Source organism: Saccharothrix sp. 6-C (genome assembly GCF_016695385.1).
Taxonomy (GTDB): Bacteria; Actinomycetota; Actinomycetes; order Mycobacteriales; family Pseudonocardiaceae; genus Actinosynnema; species Actinosynnema texasense.
In genome coordinates this window covers 1464393-1480993 of the sequence record NZ_CP064192.1, presented here as the reverse complement: position 1 = coordinate 1480993, position 16601 = coordinate 1464393, and the positions used below count along the sequence as shown (strand labels likewise).

12 protein-coding genes are annotated in these 16601 nt (G+C 69.8%); 11 read left to right on the top strand and 1 reads right to left on the bottom strand.

Annotated features, from left to right (window positions below; translation table 11 throughout):
* Positions 1 to 141: 141 nt before the first annotated feature.
* The 10 genes from IOD16_RS06870 (at position 142) to IOD16_RS06825 (ending at position 14557) form a co-directional block, all read left to right on the top strand.
* A complete protein-coding gene (locus IOD16_RS06870) occupies positions 142 to 1341 on the top strand; it encodes a helix-turn-helix domain-containing protein (protein WP_201439348.1) in 1200 nt (399 codons plus the stop codon).
* 582 nt (positions 1342 to 1923) lie between these two features.
* Entirely contained in the window at positions 1924 to 2442 is a 519-nt protein-coding gene (locus IOD16_RS06865; RefSeq protein ID WP_236594792.1) for an NUDIX domain-containing protein, read from the top strand.
* Between the two features lie 110 nt (positions 2443 to 2552).
* A complete protein-coding gene (locus tag IOD16_RS06860; RefSeq protein ID WP_201439346.1) occupies positions 2553 to 4064 on the top strand; it encodes a TIR domain-containing protein in 1512 nt (503 codons plus the stop codon).
* 120 nt (positions 4065 to 4184) lie between these two features.
* Entirely contained in the window at positions 4185 to 5354 is a 1170-nt protein-coding gene (locus IOD16_RS06855) for a vWA domain-containing protein (protein ID WP_201439345.1), read from the top strand.
* Entirely contained in the window at positions 5351 to 6925 is a 1575-nt protein-coding gene (locus IOD16_RS06850; protein WP_201439344.1) for an Hsp70 family protein, read from the top strand. The genes IOD16_RS06855 and IOD16_RS06850 overlap by 4 nt, the downstream gene beginning before the upstream one ends.
* Positions 6922 to 9459 carry a hypothetical protein gene (locus tag IOD16_RS06845; RefSeq protein ID WP_201439343.1) on the top strand — a complete coding sequence of 846 codons (2538 nt, stop codon included), beginning with the start codon at positions 6922 to 6924 and terminating at the stop codon, positions 9457 to 9459. The genes IOD16_RS06850 and IOD16_RS06845 overlap by 4 nt, the downstream gene beginning before the upstream one ends.
* Positions 9459 to 10559 carry a TRAFAC clade GTPase domain-containing protein gene (locus IOD16_RS06840; protein ID WP_201439342.1) on the top strand — a complete coding sequence of 367 codons (1101 nt, stop codon included), beginning with the start codon at positions 9459 to 9461 and terminating at the stop codon, positions 10557 to 10559. Before IOD16_RS06845 ends, IOD16_RS06840 begins: the two co-directional genes overlap by 1 nt.
* Entirely contained in the window at positions 10559 to 12817 is a 2259-nt protein-coding gene (locus IOD16_RS06835; RefSeq protein WP_201439341.1) for a GAP1-N2 domain-containing protein, read from the top strand. Before IOD16_RS06840 ends, IOD16_RS06835 begins: the two co-directional genes overlap by 1 nt.
* A gap of 1 nt (position 12818) precedes the next feature.
* Positions 12819 to 14423, top strand: a complete 1605-nt coding sequence (locus tag IOD16_RS06830) for a TRAFAC clade GTPase domain-containing protein (RefSeq protein WP_201439340.1) — start codon at positions 12819 to 12821, stop codon at positions 14421 to 14423.
* Positions 14420 to 14557 carry a hypothetical protein gene (locus IOD16_RS06825; RefSeq protein ID WP_201439339.1) on the top strand — a complete coding sequence of 46 codons (138 nt, stop codon included), beginning with the start codon at positions 14420 to 14422 and terminating at the stop codon, positions 14555 to 14557. Before IOD16_RS06830 ends, IOD16_RS06825 begins: the two co-directional genes overlap by 4 nt.
* On the opposite strand, the gene IOD16_RS06820 is transcribed toward IOD16_RS06825, so the two are convergent.
* The gene (locus IOD16_RS06820; RefSeq protein ID WP_201439338.1) at positions 14535 to 15023 is read right to left on the bottom strand and encodes a nucleotide exchange factor GrpE; all 489 of its coding nucleotides are present in this window, start codon (positions 15021 to 15023) and stop codon (positions 14535 to 14537) included. The genes IOD16_RS06825 and IOD16_RS06820 overlap by 23 nt on opposite strands.
* Positions 15024 to 15117: 94 nt before the next feature.
* Between IOD16_RS06820 and IOD16_RS06815 the strand changes: the two genes are divergently transcribed.
* Positions 15118 to 16482: a TIR domain-containing protein gene (locus IOD16_RS06815; protein WP_201439337.1), complete on the top strand. Its 1365-nt coding sequence runs from the start codon at positions 15118 to 15120 to the stop codon at positions 16480 to 16482.
* Positions 16483 to 16601: the final 119 nt, after the last annotated feature.

Below are 16601 nucleotides of genomic sequence, written 5' to 3'. Positions count from 1 at the left end.
CGCTCGACTCGCCCCACCCACTGTGACCAGGGGGCACGCCCGCGAACAGGGGTGATCGATCGCCACCGCGACAGGCAACAGGAAACAGTGGGCCCTGGGTGCGGGTGGATGAGAGGGTGGAGCATGAACAACCAGAGCGGGGTGTTCGGCGTCGAGTTGCGGAGGCGGCGCGTCGCCGCGGGGAAGTCGCTCATGGCCTTGTCCGGCGACCTCCACTACAGCAAGGGCCACATCAGCAAGATCGAAACCGGCATGAAGCAGCCGACTGCGCAGTTCGCGCGCTTGGCGGACGCGGTCCTGGATGCCGACGGCGCACTGAGCAGGCTGGTGCCCGCGGACCTGCCGGACACCACGAGCCAGGACGACCCTCTCGTGCCGCTGTGGGACCTGCCGCAACTGCGGGTGAGCCGGACCGCGGCCGAGACCGTCGCGGAGGACGACGCGACGGAGCAACTGCTGCGCGCCCAGTTCGACGGTATCCGCGACATGGGCAAGCGCCTGGCACCCGAATTGGTCATCCCGGCACTCACCGCGCAGATACAGGTGGTGCAGGCGGTGCTGCGCGGTGCGCGGAACCCGGAAACTCGACGCCGGCTCGGTCTGCTGGCGGCGCGGTCGGTGGAGTACATGGGGTGGATGGCCCAGGAAGCAGGGATGCAGGAGGAGTCGAAGAAGCGGACCATGCAGTTCGCGGCGCTCGCGGTGGCCGCGGGAGATCCAGGGCTCGCCTCGTACGGCTTGGTGCGGCGCGCGGAGCTGGCGATGTACGTGGGCGATGCGATCAGCACGGTCGAACTGGCACAGCGGGCACTTCGGGACCCGCACGCGGACGCGCGCATCCGGGGCCTGGCGCTGCACCGACTGGCACAGGGATACGCGCAGCGCGGCGAGTACTCGCTGTGCCGCGCCGCGCTGGACGACGCCGAACGGGCGCTCGACGAGTCGTCGTCGGACGCCGGACCTGGCGGTCCGGTGCTCGGTTCGTCGACGATCGCCGACTTGGGCGCCGTGGTCGCGGGTTGGTGCCTGTATGACCTCGGCCGCCCCGCGGAGGCGGCCGAACTCCTCGAACGCGCGCTGTCGCGCACCCAACCGGAGGCCCGCCGGGCCCGTGCGCTGCACGGCGCACGCCTCGCTCTCGCCTACGAGGCGGCGGGTGAACTGGACCGGATGTGCGAGACCGCACTGCAGGCGTTGGAAGCCGCCCGACCGCTCGGCTCGACGACGGTCCGCAGCCAGCTGTCCCGCCTGTCCTGGGCGGTGCAGCGCAGGCACAGCCACCGGCCGGCCCGCGAACTGCACGTCGAGATCATCGCCGCCTTGCACGACGATCCGGTCTAGGGTTTCCCGTTTCCTCCGCGAGACGCGACCGGCAACCACTTACGAACCCCTTCGGGACGGTTGATCCTGGTGTGCACACCGGTGATTCACCAAACAGACCCTCTCCAAAGGAGTGCAATCATGGAGCCGCACCTGTTCATCGCCCTGCTCGCCCTGCTGCTCGGCTGATCAGAACTCGTCGTGAAATGGCGTGGCCGTCGTGGCGGTCACGCCATTTCCGTTTCTGCGAATTGTTCGACTTCGGGCACCCACCGTTCCGTCCACCCGACCCCGTCCCGAACGGCCGGAGCCCCCACCACCGCGTCAATCGATCACGGAACCGCAGCAGCCCTGCGAACCGACGGGTCGCCCGTCCCTCCGACAGCAACTCGTGGCGGACCGCCGGAGACCGCCTCTCTCCAGCCCGAACACCCGCTTCGAACCCTCTTCCCCTGGTCCGTTCGACCCCGGTTTTCCGTGGTGCGATAGACGGGGGAAATGGACACCGAGGGGCAGGTCTTCCGCATCCGGTGCCACACCGTGTTGGATTGACGGATGGACCGCGAGAACCACCCGACCTGGCGACGGTTGACCACGCGCGCAGTGCGCACGACCCCGTGGTTCGAGGTCCGTGAAGACAACGTCGTTCGCCCCGACGGGGTGCACGACGTGTACCACCACGTGGTGTCCCCGGGCTCCATCACAGTGGTCGCCGTGGACGACGACGACCGGGTCGCGGTGACCCGGCAGTGGATCTACACCCATGCGGCCCGGCAGTGGCGCCTGCCGGCCGGCGCGATCGACGCCGTCGACGTCGATCCGCGCGCCGCCGCGGAGCGGGAACTGGCCGAGGAGACCGGCGTCCGCGCCGTCCGCTGGGAGCCGGTTGCCCAGGTCAACGGCGCGGACAGTTTCACCAACCACGTCGACCACGTCTTCCTCGCCACCGGCCTGACGCTCGGCACGCCGAGCAGGGAAGCCGCCGAGGCCGACATGGACGTGCACTGGGTGCCCATGCGCAAGGCGCTGGAACTGGTGGCCGACGGTGGGATCCGGCACGCCGGCAGTGTGTGCGGACTGCTCGCCGTCGGCATTCGCCGGGAGGCCACCGACCGGTGGTGACCCCGGTCTGAGGTGTCAACCGGTGTCACGTTCTCGACCTGTCGTGTCATCTCGTCGCCGACCACAATGCGGTCATGAGCTCCCCACCTGGCCGGACGAGGAGGCTTGCGATGCCGGACGAGGTCGTCTTCGTCAACTACCGGCAGAACGAGTTGCGGGACGGCGCGCTCGTCAGGTTGCCGCACGTGCAGGTGGTCGAGGCGGTGACCGAGCGCCTGCGTCGCCACTTCGGCGCGGACCAGGTGTTCCTGGACACCGGCATCCGAGCGGGTGAGCACTACCCCAGCGCGCTGCGCGACAAGCTGGCGAAGGCCGAACTGCTCGTCGTCGTGCTGCACCGGTCCTGGTCCCGGGACCTGGAGCAGCGGACGGGCTCCGAGGGCGTCGACTGGGTGCGGCACGAGATCAGGACCGCGCTGGACACGGGCACGCACGTCTTACCGGTGCTGATCGACCAGGCAGGCCTCCCCGACCCGACCGCCCTTCCCGAAGACATCAGGCCGGTCGCGCTCAAGCAATCACGGCGGATCGACTTCGGCCACTGGGAGCGCGATGTGCGGCTCCTGATCCAAGAGGTCGAGCACTACGTGTCGCCGGTCGTGCTGCCGGTCCGCGAGGAGCCCGCGATCCCGGCGCCGCGGCGGTGGGCGGAGTTGCCCCTGGCGTGGTCGACGGGGGCGCTGCTGCCGTTCGCGGTGATCACCGCGCTCATGCGGTCGGCCGACGACCGCACCGCGTGGCTCATCGCGTTGGCCGGCACGTGGGTGTTCCTGCTGCTCGTGATCGCCGGGACGAGCGCACTGGCCTACTGGGGACGGCACGTCATCGACCTGCTGAACCGCGAGTACGGCGCGGTGCCGCACAACCTCAAGCTGCACGTCCTCATCGGTGTGGTGATCGCCTCCATAGCGATCCTGACCCTCGGCACGCTGCCGGTGGTCGACCTGGAACTGCGCATGGCCGTGTTCGGCGGCCTGGAGATGGTGGTGATCGTCTCCGGCGCGGTGCTGCTGCGCGCCTCGCGCGTGGAGATCACCTGGCCGCGGTCGCGGTTGAAGGTGGACGCCGTGAGCGTGGTGGTCGCGTTCAACGAAGTGTCGTGGCACCTCGACGAGTTCGCACCACAGCTGAACCGCCTGCAACGCGAGCAGGCGTGCTTCGCCCTCGACTTGGTCGAGGACGCTTTGACCCGGATGCGCGAGTCCGTTGCCCGCAGCCGGCTCACCTGGCTGCGCGCGGCGTCACCCTGGATCACCGTCACGCACGGGGTGCTGGCCGGCAGCGCGGTCGGCACCTCGGTGGCGGCCCTGGCCACTTACTGGGCCACCGGCTACCGCCATTGGTCAGCGCCGATCTGGTTCGGCGCGGGACTGCTGTCCGGCGTCGCGTTCTACCTGATGGCCATCGAAGCGGCCTACCGGTTGCGGCGCTCGGGCGAGGAAGCGGTCCTGGAGAAGCTGCCCGCGGAGTTGGCACGGCTGCGCACCCGGGTCGAGGAGTCCAGCATTCCACCGCCACCGGCGAGATCCGGACACCCGAACGGCGCCCGGACAGACGGAAACGGACATTACGACCACCTTCCCGTCCTGGCCCACCGTTCAAGAGACGAACAGCGGCACTGACCCGCCGACCACTTCGTTCCGAGTCGCACTCATAACCATCCGAATGAACCCGCGAAGTCGTTGATCACAACGACCGACCGGATACCACTGAAGAGCCGGAAGTAATCCGCACAATTGCGGTTGGACAAAATCGGAACGTCCGGCCAACGACCATCGAACTGTGGTAATCATTATCCCGGCAGTCCGGGCCATTGCCCGCCGCGCTGCGGCGATCAGCGCGAGCGCCAGTCGAAGTGGGGAAGCAGCATGCTCGGCCGAGTTTCCGCGGCGCTCCTGGCCGTCGCGCTCGTCGCGCCTCCGGCGACGGCGGAACAGGCCGTGCCGAACCCTCCCTGGCCGGCGCGGTGCCCGTTGGCGGTCGGCCTCCTGATCGACCAGTCCGGCTCCATGTCGGGCCGATTCGGCGAAGTGCGACAAGCAACCCGGAACGTCGTCGACGCACTGCGCGACAAGCCCTCGAAGGTCACGATCATCGGATTCGGCACGGTCGCACGGACCGTCCGGTCGGACGTGGACGTTTCGGACGACGACAGCAGGAGACAACTCAAGGACGACGTCGACCTCCTCGAAGTCGGCGAGGGCACCGGCAGTGCGACGAACTGGGAGGCCGCGCTCGCCGCGGCCGCGGCGCACGACCTCGACCTCGTCGTGCTGGTCACCGACGGGGTGCCGACCGCGTACGGCGACCCGGCGCAGGACGGCCCGGACACCCCGCTGGCCGCTGCCGTCGCCACCGCGGACCGCCTCAAGAGCGCGGGCACCCGGGTGGTCGCGGTCGGCATCGACCTGGCAACCGGCGCGGACGGCAACCTCGCCGCCGTCACCGGGCCGCAGGCGGAGCAGGATTACTTCATCGGAGAGCAGTCCAGCCTGCTGCGCCGCCTGTACGACATCATGGCGAGCGCCTGCGGCGTCCCGTTCGACGCCCTGGCCAAGCCCGAACCGGCGGTGTTCCCCTGGCGGAACGCGCTGCTCGCTGCCCTCGCCGTCGTGGTGGCGATCGGCCTGCTCGCCTTCCTGCTGTACCGCAGGAGGCGCGTCCCGGTCCGGGTGGACGAACCGGTGAGACCGACCAAGGCCGATGCCCCGTCCGCCATCGACCACGCTCACCTCGCCCAGAGGTTGCGCGACAGCGGCAAGGGCGTGGACGCACCCCACAGCGGAGGCGGAACAGGCCGGAGCAGTGAGCCCGGCGAAGGCGGTGACGACCCGACGCCGCCGGCACGGCGGTCCATGCCCCTCGACTTCCTCGACCGGAAACCACCCACCAAGAAGGACAACAATCCATGACCCGTCGTCCTGTTCTCGGCATCGACCTGGGAACGACCTACTCCTGCGTCGCCTCTCTCGACGAGAACCACCGGGTGTCCGTACTGCCCAACCAGGAAGGCGACCTGACCACGCCGTCCGTGGTGTTCTTCGAGCACAGCGGGAACGTCACGGTGGGCAAGTTCGCGAAGAACGAGCTGAAGAGCGAGCCGGGCAGGGTCATCTCGCTCATCAAGCGCCACATGGGCGTGGAGGGGTACACGGTCGAGATCGACGACCGCGAGCTGTACCCCCAGCAGGTGTCCGCGATCATCCTGCGACAGATCGTCGAGGACGCGCTGAACGTGCTGGGCCTCGAAGCACCGGCGGACGGCACGCTCGCCGACGTCGTGATCACCGTGCCCGCCTACTTCGGCGCCGCCGAGCGCCAGGCCACCAGGGACGCCGGCGAGATGGCCGGCCTCCAGGTGGTCAACATCATCAACGAGCCGACGGCGGCGGCGATCGCGTACGGGCTGATGTCCGAGGGCGACGAGCGCAGCGTGCTCGTCTACGACCTCGGCGGCGGCACGTTCGACGTCACGATCATCAAGGTCTCGCCGACCGAGATCAGGGTCGTGGCCACGGGCGGCGACCACCAGCTCGGTGGCGCCGACTGGGACGCGCGGCTGGTCGACCTGGTGTGCGACAAGTTCACCGAGCAGTACCCGGGTTCCGACCCGCGCACCGACCTCGACGCGGCGGGGTCCATCGAGCTGCTGGCCGAGGAGGCCAAGAAGGCCCTCAGCCGACGCGACACCTACGGCACCACGGTGATCGCCGACGGTCGACGCGCCAAGATCGAGATCACTCGGGCGGAGTACGAGGAGGCGACCGCCGACCTCATCGGCAAGACCCTCGACTTCACCCGGGACGTGCTCCGGCACGCCGCGGCGAAGGAAGTCGCCCACATCGACGAGTTCCTGCTCGTCGGCGGCATGTCCCACTCCCCCGCGATCAAGGATCGGTTGCGGGCGGAGTTCCCCGACCTGCCGATCCCGCAGCTCACCGATCCGGACCAGATCGTCGCGAAGGGCGCGGCGCTGTTCGCGGCCAACAGCGTCGCCGAGACCGACGGTGTCGAGTCGCCGGCCCGCGGACTGCCGGGCGGCAACGCCCTCCCCAACATCGTCAACGTGACGTCCAAGGGTTACGGCGTCGCGGTCGTTCGCGACAGCCGCAAGTCCGACAGCGACCTGGTGGTGGCCTGGCTGATCAAGCCGAACGACGAGATCCCGGCACGCCCGCGGGACACCTTCCGCACCGTGCACGACCGGCAGCGGGAGGTGGACGTCTCGGTCTACGAGTCGACCACCGACGTGCTGAGCGACGAACTCCCGGACAACCTCGAGCTGGTCGAGGGCACGTTGCGCAACCTGCCGCCGGGACCGGCGGGCCAGCCCCTGGAGATCTCGTTCAACCTGGAGGCCGACGGCATCCTGCACATCACCGCGACCGCTGCCGACGGTCAGGAGATCAAGCTGGAGGCGAAGATCAGCGGCATGGTGCCCGAGGAGGTCAAGCGGGCGCCGCTGCCCGCGATCCAGCGGTGACCACCTGGCGGTTCGACGAGGCCAGGTTCGTCGACGAGGTGCTCAAGCCGGTGCAGGACGGCTGGCGGCCGGACGAGGACCTGTTCCGCGTTTACCTGTTACCCGTCGAGGTGACCGATCGGGACACGATCGGAACCGCGGTGGCCGAAGTCGGCAAGCAGTTCACCAAGCAGCAGTACCGGGCCTTCCGCCGTGCTCTGGAGATCCTGCGCGGGCAGCACGCGGCGGTGTCCGAGACGCTGCTCGACCCGGCTCGGCGCACCGCGCACCGATCCCGCGTCGAGGCGGCGCGGGGCAAGCTCGCGACCACCCTCCGATCGCGGTTGGACGGCGCGCCCGGGCTCCCCCCGACCGAGGTCGACGCCCAGGCTCGGACGCTGAAGCTGCCCCGCAGCGCCGTCCTGGCCGCGCTGCGGCAGTGTGGAGGCGACGAGCGGGAACCCGCGGAGCTCCCGCGTCCGGCCGAACCCGGCCGGTGGGCCGACACCCGCGGCCACTTGGCACAGCTGCGGCACGACTCACTGTGGGACTACCTCGCGGGTCTCGGTGGCCCGACCACGACCGAGCACCACCTCGCACAGCGGCGCGGGAAGCTCCGCGTCTCGCGGTCCTCCGACAGTGCCGCGGAGACCACGCTCCTGCGCCTGATCCAGGGGTGGCTGGAGCAGGGCAGCCTCGGGGACGTGCTCCGCCACGAAGTCCTCGGCTACCTGGCGGACCGTGCGGCCTACGGGTACGCCGAAGCCGTGGACGCCGCCGAAGCGGCGGCCGACCGGTTGCGGGCGCTGGGCATCGGTTCGGACCCGCTCTCAGTGGCGTACGCGGTGTGGTGCGAGCGCCGGTTCTCCGCATCGGCGGAACCGAGCTGGCAGGAGAACTACCAGCGCGCCGTGCACGACCTGCGACTGCGGGCCGCGCTGGCGGTCCTCGAACAGCAGCCGGGACTACCCGGTGAGTGGCCGCGTCGGCGCGCGGAGCTGGAGCAACGGCTGGCCGAGCTGGACTCGGAACTCGAACGGTGCCGTGCCGCGGAGCAGACCGATGTCGAGGCGGCCGTAGCCGGCTACCACCGCCTTCGCGAGTCGTTGGTCGACGACCGGATCGACACCGCGCTGGAGCGGTGCCGTCCGGCGGCGCCACCGTCCGCGACGGCAGTGGTGCGCGGAAGTCGGGTCGTCGTGACGTGGCGGCCGAGCAGTGCGACGGCCGGACGCATCGCCTACCGCGTGAGCCGGGACGGCACCGTGCTGAGCGAGAGCACCACAGCGGGCGAGGTAGTCGACCCGGACCCGCCGAACGGCACACCTCTGGTCTACCAGGTGCACACCCTGCGGGACGGCAACCCGTCGTCGCACGCCGCGCACACCACGCCCGTCACCGTGCTCGGCGATGTGCTGGACGCGGAGGCGCACGGCGACGCGGACTCCGTCTCCGGCCGCTGGCGGCTGCCCGACGGCGCCATCGGTGTGCTGGTCACCCGCTCCGACGGGGAAGTCCGGGACGTCTACCCGACCTCGTTCTCCGATCACGACGTGCGACCCGGCGAGTCCTACCAGTACCTGGTCCGGGCGCGCTATCGGCTGCCCGACGGCGCGACCGCGCTCAGCGCCGGCGTGCGGTTGACCGCGACCTGCCAGGAGGTGCCGGTCGCGGTGGTCGACCTCGTCGCCGAGTTCGACGGGGAGGACCTGGTGGCGAGGTGGACCCCGCCGCGGCGTGGCGACGTCGAACTGTTGGAGCTGAGGGCCGGCGAGGACCCTCCCGAGCCCAGGGTCGTGTCCGCGGGGCGGGCCCGCCGGCACGGCGTGCCCGTGCGTGCCGATCTGAGCGGGCGCGGAACGTTGCGGGGGCGGGCCTCCGCGCCCGGCAAGCAGCGCACGTTCGTGCCCATCACGGTGCTCGGCGACCTCGCCGCCATCGGCACGCCGTTCGAGCTGGACGCGCGACGCAGACCGGTGACCGCGCTGCGGCTCGACCGGCTGGGCTCGACGGTGCGGCTCACGTGGGAGTGGCCCGAAGGCGCCAGTGCGGCGCGCGTGGTGTGGCGGCGGACGGTCAAGCCGGTCGGACCGACCGACCCCCAAGCGTCGGTCAGGGACGTCACCAGGGTCGACTACGACAGCCGGGGTGTGTCCGTCCCGGTGCCGGCGGGTGACTACTGGTTCGGGGTGTGCACCTCGCACTCGGTCGACGGTGTGCCGAGCTTCGGTCCGCTCACCCTCGGCCGGGAGGTCGCCACCGGCACCACCCACTACTCGATCCGCCGCGCCCACCTGTTCTCGCGCCGACGCGTCCTGTCGGTGGAGGGCGACCAACCGGACCTCGTCGTGGTGGCGAAGTCGGGTGTCCGGCCGATGAGCGCCGACGACGGCGAAGTGCTCCTGCGGGTGGAAGGCGGTGAAGCGGCGCACGACGGGGAGTTCGAGGTGCCTCGGACCCTGCGCAGACCGGTGCACCTGCGGGCGTTCTCGCTCGACGAGCACGTCGTGCTCGTCCCGTCGCGACCCGACGACCTGATCGTGCGAGGAACATGATGGCGACTACGAAGTGTCCCTACTGCTGGACCACGCACAAGCGCGCCGACCTCCGGATGAGCTGTGGTGAGCGCTGTGGCGACCAGGCCACCAGGTTCGCGGAGCGCGACCTGAAGAAGGGCCGCTGCCCCCACGGCAACCTGCCCCAAGGCCGTCGGGTGTGCCCGGAGTGCGGGAAGGATCTTCTGCGGGAGTACATCGACAGCGGCGGACGCAACATCGCGGTCATCGGTTCGTCGGACTCCGGCAAGAGCACCTGGGTCGGCGTGCTGGTGCACGAGTTCCAGCGCGGCGACGTCAGCGCGCGGTTCACCGGCATGTCGCTCGACCTGCTGGGCGAGGCGTCCAGGGTGCGCTACGCACGCGACTTCGCCACGCCGCTGTTCGACGAGGGTCGTCCGGTCAACCCGACGCCCACCGCGCTGCGGACCACCCCGGAGCCGCTGATGTTCAGCCTCCGATTCCCACAGCAGCGCCGGATCGGCCCGGCGCGCGTGGCGCCGGTGGTGACGGTCTTCTACGACACCGCCGGTGAGGACGTGGCCCGCGCGCAGGCGATGGACCAGCTGATCAGTTACCTGCACGCGGCCGAGGGGATCGTCCTGCTCCTCGACCCGGTGCAGATGCCCAGGGTGAGGGAGATGATCGGAACCACCGCCAAGACCGGCTTCACCGAGCAGCTCCACGTCGTGAACCGCTTGGGCGAGCTGCTGCGCGAACGCGGCCACGGCGCCCCTGCCAAGCTGCTCCGCACACCGCTCGCGATCGCGCTCACCAAAGTCGACTTGCTGCGCGACACGTTCGGGCCGGAGTCGCCGCTGCGCAGGCCGTCCCGCCACGACGGCGTCTACGACGAGCACGACGGCCGCGATGTCCACGAGGAGATCCGCAGCTGGCTCGACCGATGGTACGACCCGGCGTTCGACCGCACAGTCGCCAACTCGTTCCGGACCTACCGGTACTTCGGGCTGTCCGCGCTCGGCGCCGCGCCGGTCAGCGGCACCCGGCTGGCGCCCGCCGGTGTGCACCCCTATCGCTTGGAGGACCCCATGTTGTGGTTGTTGGCCCGGTTCGGGGCGATCAGGTCCAGGGGGAAGTGATGGCGGTACGCCAACTGCACTACACCTCGTGCGAGGACGGCCTGGAAGGCATCCAGGGTTTCCAGGTCAGCGCGATGACGCCCGGCACGCCGCGACCGCTGGTGGAGCTCGCTGTCCGGGCCAGCGCTTACGAACCCGGTCCCGGTCTGGTGGGTCGGCTGCACGAGCACGACCTCAGCGGCTTCCCCGTCGCGTTCGGCTACGCGGCGACGGGTCGCGGTGCGGCGGTGTTCCAGAGCCAGTACACGGGCGCGGACTTCACCGGCCGGATGGGCAACTACTTCGCGCACGCCCTGCTGTTCGACGACGTGGAGCGCGAACTGGTTGACGTGCTGCCGATCGACCTGTGGCGCAGTCGGGCTTGGGTGAACTCCAGGATCAACGGCAGCGCTTTGCCCGAGCTGACGTCGCTCACGCCGGGCGACGAGGCGAATGAGGTGAACACGCGGCGGTTCGTCACCGCCCCGGGTGGCACCGACGGGCTGGAGCAGGTGATCAGCGGGATCCAGCGCGCACTCACCGGCAGACGTGGTCGGTTGGTTCTGGTGGTGCCGGACGACCGGACTGCCGCGCTGTGGGTCGCCGCCGCCTGCCGGTCCTTCCCGCACCCGTTGTGCCTGGACATCTCGTTCACCACCTACACGGCGCGGCCAGAGGAGTCCGGCGCGCTGCTCAGCTGCACGACGCCCGATGTCCGGCTGCCCGCCTACGGTGATTTCACCACGATCGACCTGACCACCCGGCTACGGCGCGACCCCAACGGGACACGGTACGCGTCAGCCATCGGTCAGCTCTGGGAACGCGGCGCGGTGGCCTCCGCCCTGGCCTTCGCGAACCAGGTGGAACCGCGTCTCACGGTGGCCGAGTTGGACACGTTCGCGGTACTGCTCGAGATGTCGGACGACTTGCCGGTGGGCACGCAGCCGGACGAGGAGATGCTGCTGGCGGCCGTTCGGCTCGTCGTGGGCCGGCTATCGGGTGGCCTGCCCGCGCACGTCTGGCAGCGGATCGGGGACGCGGTGCAGGACGCCGGAGGCCCGGCGGACGTCGTGGCCTGGTCGGAGGTGCTGCGCACCGCACGGCAGCGGGGTGAGCCGGTGCCCGCGAAGCTGTTCGGCACCTACTTCATCGCGGCACTGGGCAGCCAGGACCGGTTGTGGTTGCCGGAGCTGTCACAGGCAGACCTGGACGACATCGCGGAGAACGTCGTCCTGCCCTCGTTGCGCGCTTCGCCACCCGACTCGGTCGTGCAGCGCCTGTGCGAACAGCGCCCTCTCCTCGGCGCACTGGCCCGCGTGCTGGAGCTCAAGCTCGCCAACCAGGACGAAACCGCCCGGTTGGCCGCCAAGTTGCCGTCGGAGGTGGCGCGGGCGCTCGAGGCAGGAGCATCCGAACGGGTGAAGCTGCTCGTGGACCTCGTGCTCGTCCGGAGCGGTGATCGGGACCCGGTGCAGGTGGTGACGGACCCGTACCGCCGTCACGCGGTCGACTGGCGCCGGTTCGGTTCGCTGCTGTGGCCGCAGGACCCGTCACCCGACGAGGCGGTCCGGCTGCTGCGCCAGATGCCGGCGAGCGTCGTCATCGACAGCGGGCTCGGCATGCGGATCGTCGCTCGTGCCCTCGACCTGGCGAGCCGCGACGGCTTGGGCGCCAAGGACGCCAAACTCGTCGACGAACTGCTCAACTCCCCGATCGCGGTACAGCTCGAGCGGACCGACCGCGCCGGGCTCGACGCGGCCAGGAGGATCGCGTACTTCCAGGGCTCCACCCCCGGTGGCGGCAGTGTCCAGGTCGTGCTGTCCGCCCTCGAAGCCGCGGGTTCTGCGGACAGGGAGCTCGGACGCAGGCTGATCGCCGCCGCGGCGGCGTTCGTGCTTCGTGCGGACAACCGCCTTCACCGGGACCTGCTCGATGCGGCCCTCGGAGCACACGCGGCAGTGTTCCTGCCCGCGTACCGGGACGCCGCGCGCGAGTACCTGGCCGGCGCCCAGCCTCGTCAGGTCGCGGCGGTGATCGCCGCGTGGCGTGGCCTGGCCGGCCGGTCCACCCGTGACTCCCTCATCGAGGAAACACTGGCCCAAGCCCTGCTCAGGCGCCGGCGCAAGCACCTGGACAAGATCGGTGCGGAGCTCAAGCCGATGGCGGACATGCTGGACGTGTCCACACCCAAGCCGAACTGGAACCGTTGGTGGCAGAGCTGGCGGGGACGGCACGAGCGCCGCGGGCCGCTGTCGTTCTTCCGTCGCAGAGAGGTGTGACGTGCCGCTTCCGTTACTGCTCATCCTGCTCTTGGCGCTGTGCTCGGTAGGGCCCTACGTGTTGGGGTTCACCATGCTCGTCGGAGCGCTGATCGCCTTCGTCATCGGCTTGGTCGAGTACGTGACTGCCGCCATCGCCGGGTTCGCACCCGGCGGACCGATCGCACACCTGCGGATCGAGCCTCCCGACGAGTCCGAGAAGGGACCGGACCCGGCGTTCCGCAGTTACTACGCGGGCCCCGTGCTCCGCGACTACCGGAAGGTGCTCACCACCACGTTCCAGCAGGTGTGGGCCAAGATCGTGGCGAAGGGTCCGGACGATGGGACGCGCGTCCTACCAGTGCCGCTGGTGGGCCGCGTGTGGCAGTGGCGGGAGCGGACCACGACACCCGCGCTCCTGGCGGTGCCGATCGCGCTCGCGGCGACGGTGGGACTGGTCGGTGGCGCGTTCTCCGCCATCGCGTTCGTGGGGACCGCGTCCGCGGTGTTTCTGGTGCTGTTGGTGGCACTGGTGATCGGCGCGCTGCTCACTGCGGGTGGCTCACGGCTGGTGGAGTTCGGCCTGCTGTTCCTGCGCGGCATCACCGTCGAGTGCCCGTCGTGCCACGAGCGGGTGACGCGTCCGATCTATCGCTGTCCGGGGTGCGGCGCGGCGCACCGGAAGCTGGTGCCGGGACTGGCAGGTGTGCTGCGGCGGACCTGCCGGTGCCACAACACCCTGCCCACCCTGCTCGCGCTGGGCAAGACCAGGTTGAGCGCCCAGTGCGGCCGGTGCCGGTACGAGCTGCCCGCGAAAGGGCTGTCCGCACCGACAGCGCACATCCCGGTGATCGCGGGCCCCAAGGCGGGCAAGTCGGTTTTCATGCACAGCGCGGTCTCACGGCTGATGCTGACCGACGAGGACTTCGAGTTCGCCGACCCTCGGGCGAAGGACTCCTTCGAGCGCAACGTCGAGCTGGGAGTACTCCAAGATCCCAGTCGTGCGCTCAAGACGGCGACCGTGAAACCCCGTGCCTACAACGTGTTCGTCGGCTCGGGTCGGGCTCGACGACTGCTCTACCTCTACGACCCCGCAGGCGAGCACGTCGAGAGCGTCGACCACATGGCCGACGCCCAGTTCCTGGAGTTCACCAAAGGTGTGGTGTTCATCGTCGACCCCTTCTCGCTGCGCCAGGTGCGGTCCGAGACCGACCGCTCGGTGCTGGGCAAGGTGAGCGCGTCCAACACCGCGCCCAAGGACGTGCTGGAGCGGTTCGTCGAGGCGTTGGTCGAAAGGGGGTTCTCCCGCCGGGGGAACCGGATGACCATCCCGGTGGCCGTGGTGCTGACCAAGTGCGACGGGCTCCTCGACCCCTCCGGGACGACCCACCCGTACAGCGGGTTGGGACGCGTGGGACGCGAAGACCGCGACCGGGTCGTCCGCACCTGGTTGGCGGAGGTCGGCCAGCGGGACCTGATCACCTCGTTGGACAACCACTTCGCCACCGTGTCGTGCTTCGCGGTCAGCTACCAGGACGCCATCGAGGTGGCCGAGCGTGGGGCCGCCGTCAACGACGACCCGGCTGCCCCACTGAGGTGGCTGCTCAACCGGAAGGAACCGACATGACCGGTCAGGTGCCCGCCTCGGTCGCCACCGGGCGCAAGGTGTCGATGGCGCTGCTGGTGACGGCCGTGCTCGTCACGACGCTGTTCGCGCTGTGGATGCTGGCGCTGTGGGTCACGGCGCCGGTGGTGGTGTGAACTTGGAGACGACGACCTCCGCGAACCGGACCACCTTCGTGTCCACCCGGTACCCCGGGCGGCGGACTTCGGCGATGCGGCCGTCGAGGTCGGGCGTGTCCGTTGGTCGGGTGCCGACCGACCGCTGCTCGTGGCGGTCGAACTCGGCGCCGACCTCGGCGTGGAACTCGTCGACGCCTTGGCGCTCCAACACCAGGGTCACGTCCTCGACGATCTCGTCACACAGCCGGACGAGGTCCGCACCACCGTCCACCTCGAGCGCGGCCCGCCGACTGCGCCAGTCATCGGCCAGCTTGACCAACTCACGCAGCGCGGGCTGGAGGCCACGCTGCGCCTCGGCGTTGCGCAGCCTCTCGTTCTCCGCGTGCAGGCGGTCGATCACCTCGTTGAGGAACTTGCTCTGCGCGTGCAGCCCGGCGAGTTCGGAATTGATCCCGGCGAGCACTGATTCGATGTCGTCGACCACAACCAGAACATAATGAACGAGACGGCGTCGGACAAGCTCTCCGACGCCCTGGAATCAGAGTTGCACCCACCGGGCGCACCTCTGGTTGGCATTCATGGAGAAAGACTTGAGTGGAATATTCATCAACTACCGGCACGGTCCGCATTCCGTCGCGGTCGCCGCTCTCGCCGAACGACTCAGCATGCACTTCGGCCGTGATCGTGTTTTCGTGGATCACCGGATGAACTCGGGCAGTCATTACCCGGACGAATTGCGCGCGCGCTTGGCGGACGCCGACGTGCTGGTGGCCGTCGTCCACCAGGGGTGGGCGGACGAGTTCGGCCGCCGCGACCCCGACTGGGTGCGGCGGGAGATCGCGCAAGCGCTGTCCGACGCCACGGAGGTGGTGCCGGTGTACCTGGAGGACGTCGACACCCCGACGCAGGGGGCCTTGCCCGAGGACATCCGAGCGTTCGCCTTGCTGCAGGGTGCCCGCCTGCGAGCGGCCCACCTGGCCGAGGACATGGACCGACTCGTCCTGAACCTGGAGCGCTGGATCGCACCGGACCTTCCCCCGCGGCCACGCGAGGAGGCCCGTCACCGGGCGTGGTGGCTCCGCACCGCCCACCTGTGGGCATGCGCCCTCGTCCTGCCGTTCGCGCCACCGCTGCTCGTCGACGGAGGTGCGGAAGAATTCGCCATGATGGCGCTCATGTCACTCTTCGCCATGATCGCGTATCTGATGGTGCTGACCGCCCTGACCCTGGCCCTCAAGCCGGTCCACCGACTGGAGGTCCGCCTCAACTCAATGCCCTACCGGCAGTACATCCGCAAGACTTGGATCACCCTGGGGCTGCTCGGCGTAATGCTGACGAGCGTGCTGGTGGATTTTGTCCGAAAGGGTGCGTACTGGCGATTCTCCCTCGTCCTGGCGATCGCCGTGTGCGTCGTCTTCTGGAGTCACCAACTGCTGCGCCGATATACCGACCACGACGAGGAGTGGCCACCGCAGCCGTCCGCGGAACGCCATCAGATCCGCCGCACCGCGATCCGCCTGCGGGAGCGCCTGACCACCTGGCCGGACTGGCGGCCGCCGCGCTCCCGACTTCACCAGGAACAGGCGGCACAGGTCTACCTGGACCTGGCAGAGGCCAAGGTGGCACTGCTCGCCAGGCGGGACTGCCCGTGGAGGTCCTGGCTCACGGCGGAGCACAGCAACTACCCGCTCGTCTTCGCCGCCTGGGCAGTGGGCGTCATCAGCCTGATGGTGACCGCAGCTGCGATGCACACCGATCCCGCACGCTTGCTGCTGTCGACCGGGGTGATCGCCCTGGTGGCTTCGGCCGTGGCCGCGGCCTGCATCACCTTGGACCGCTTGGTCAAGCGGCGTGACGCCGGGTGGCTGGCAGCCGAGCTCACCGAATGGCAGCGGACTGTCGGCCCTCTCGTGTTCCTCCGCGAGCACATCCGAGGACGTTGACGCGACCCCGCACTCCCGGATCGGCACCACCGAGCCGTGTTCCAGCTGTGGCGTAGCCAGATGCCGATGACGGTGACCGTGACGGTGGTCTGTCTGGTGACGGGCGGCGAGGTGGCGTG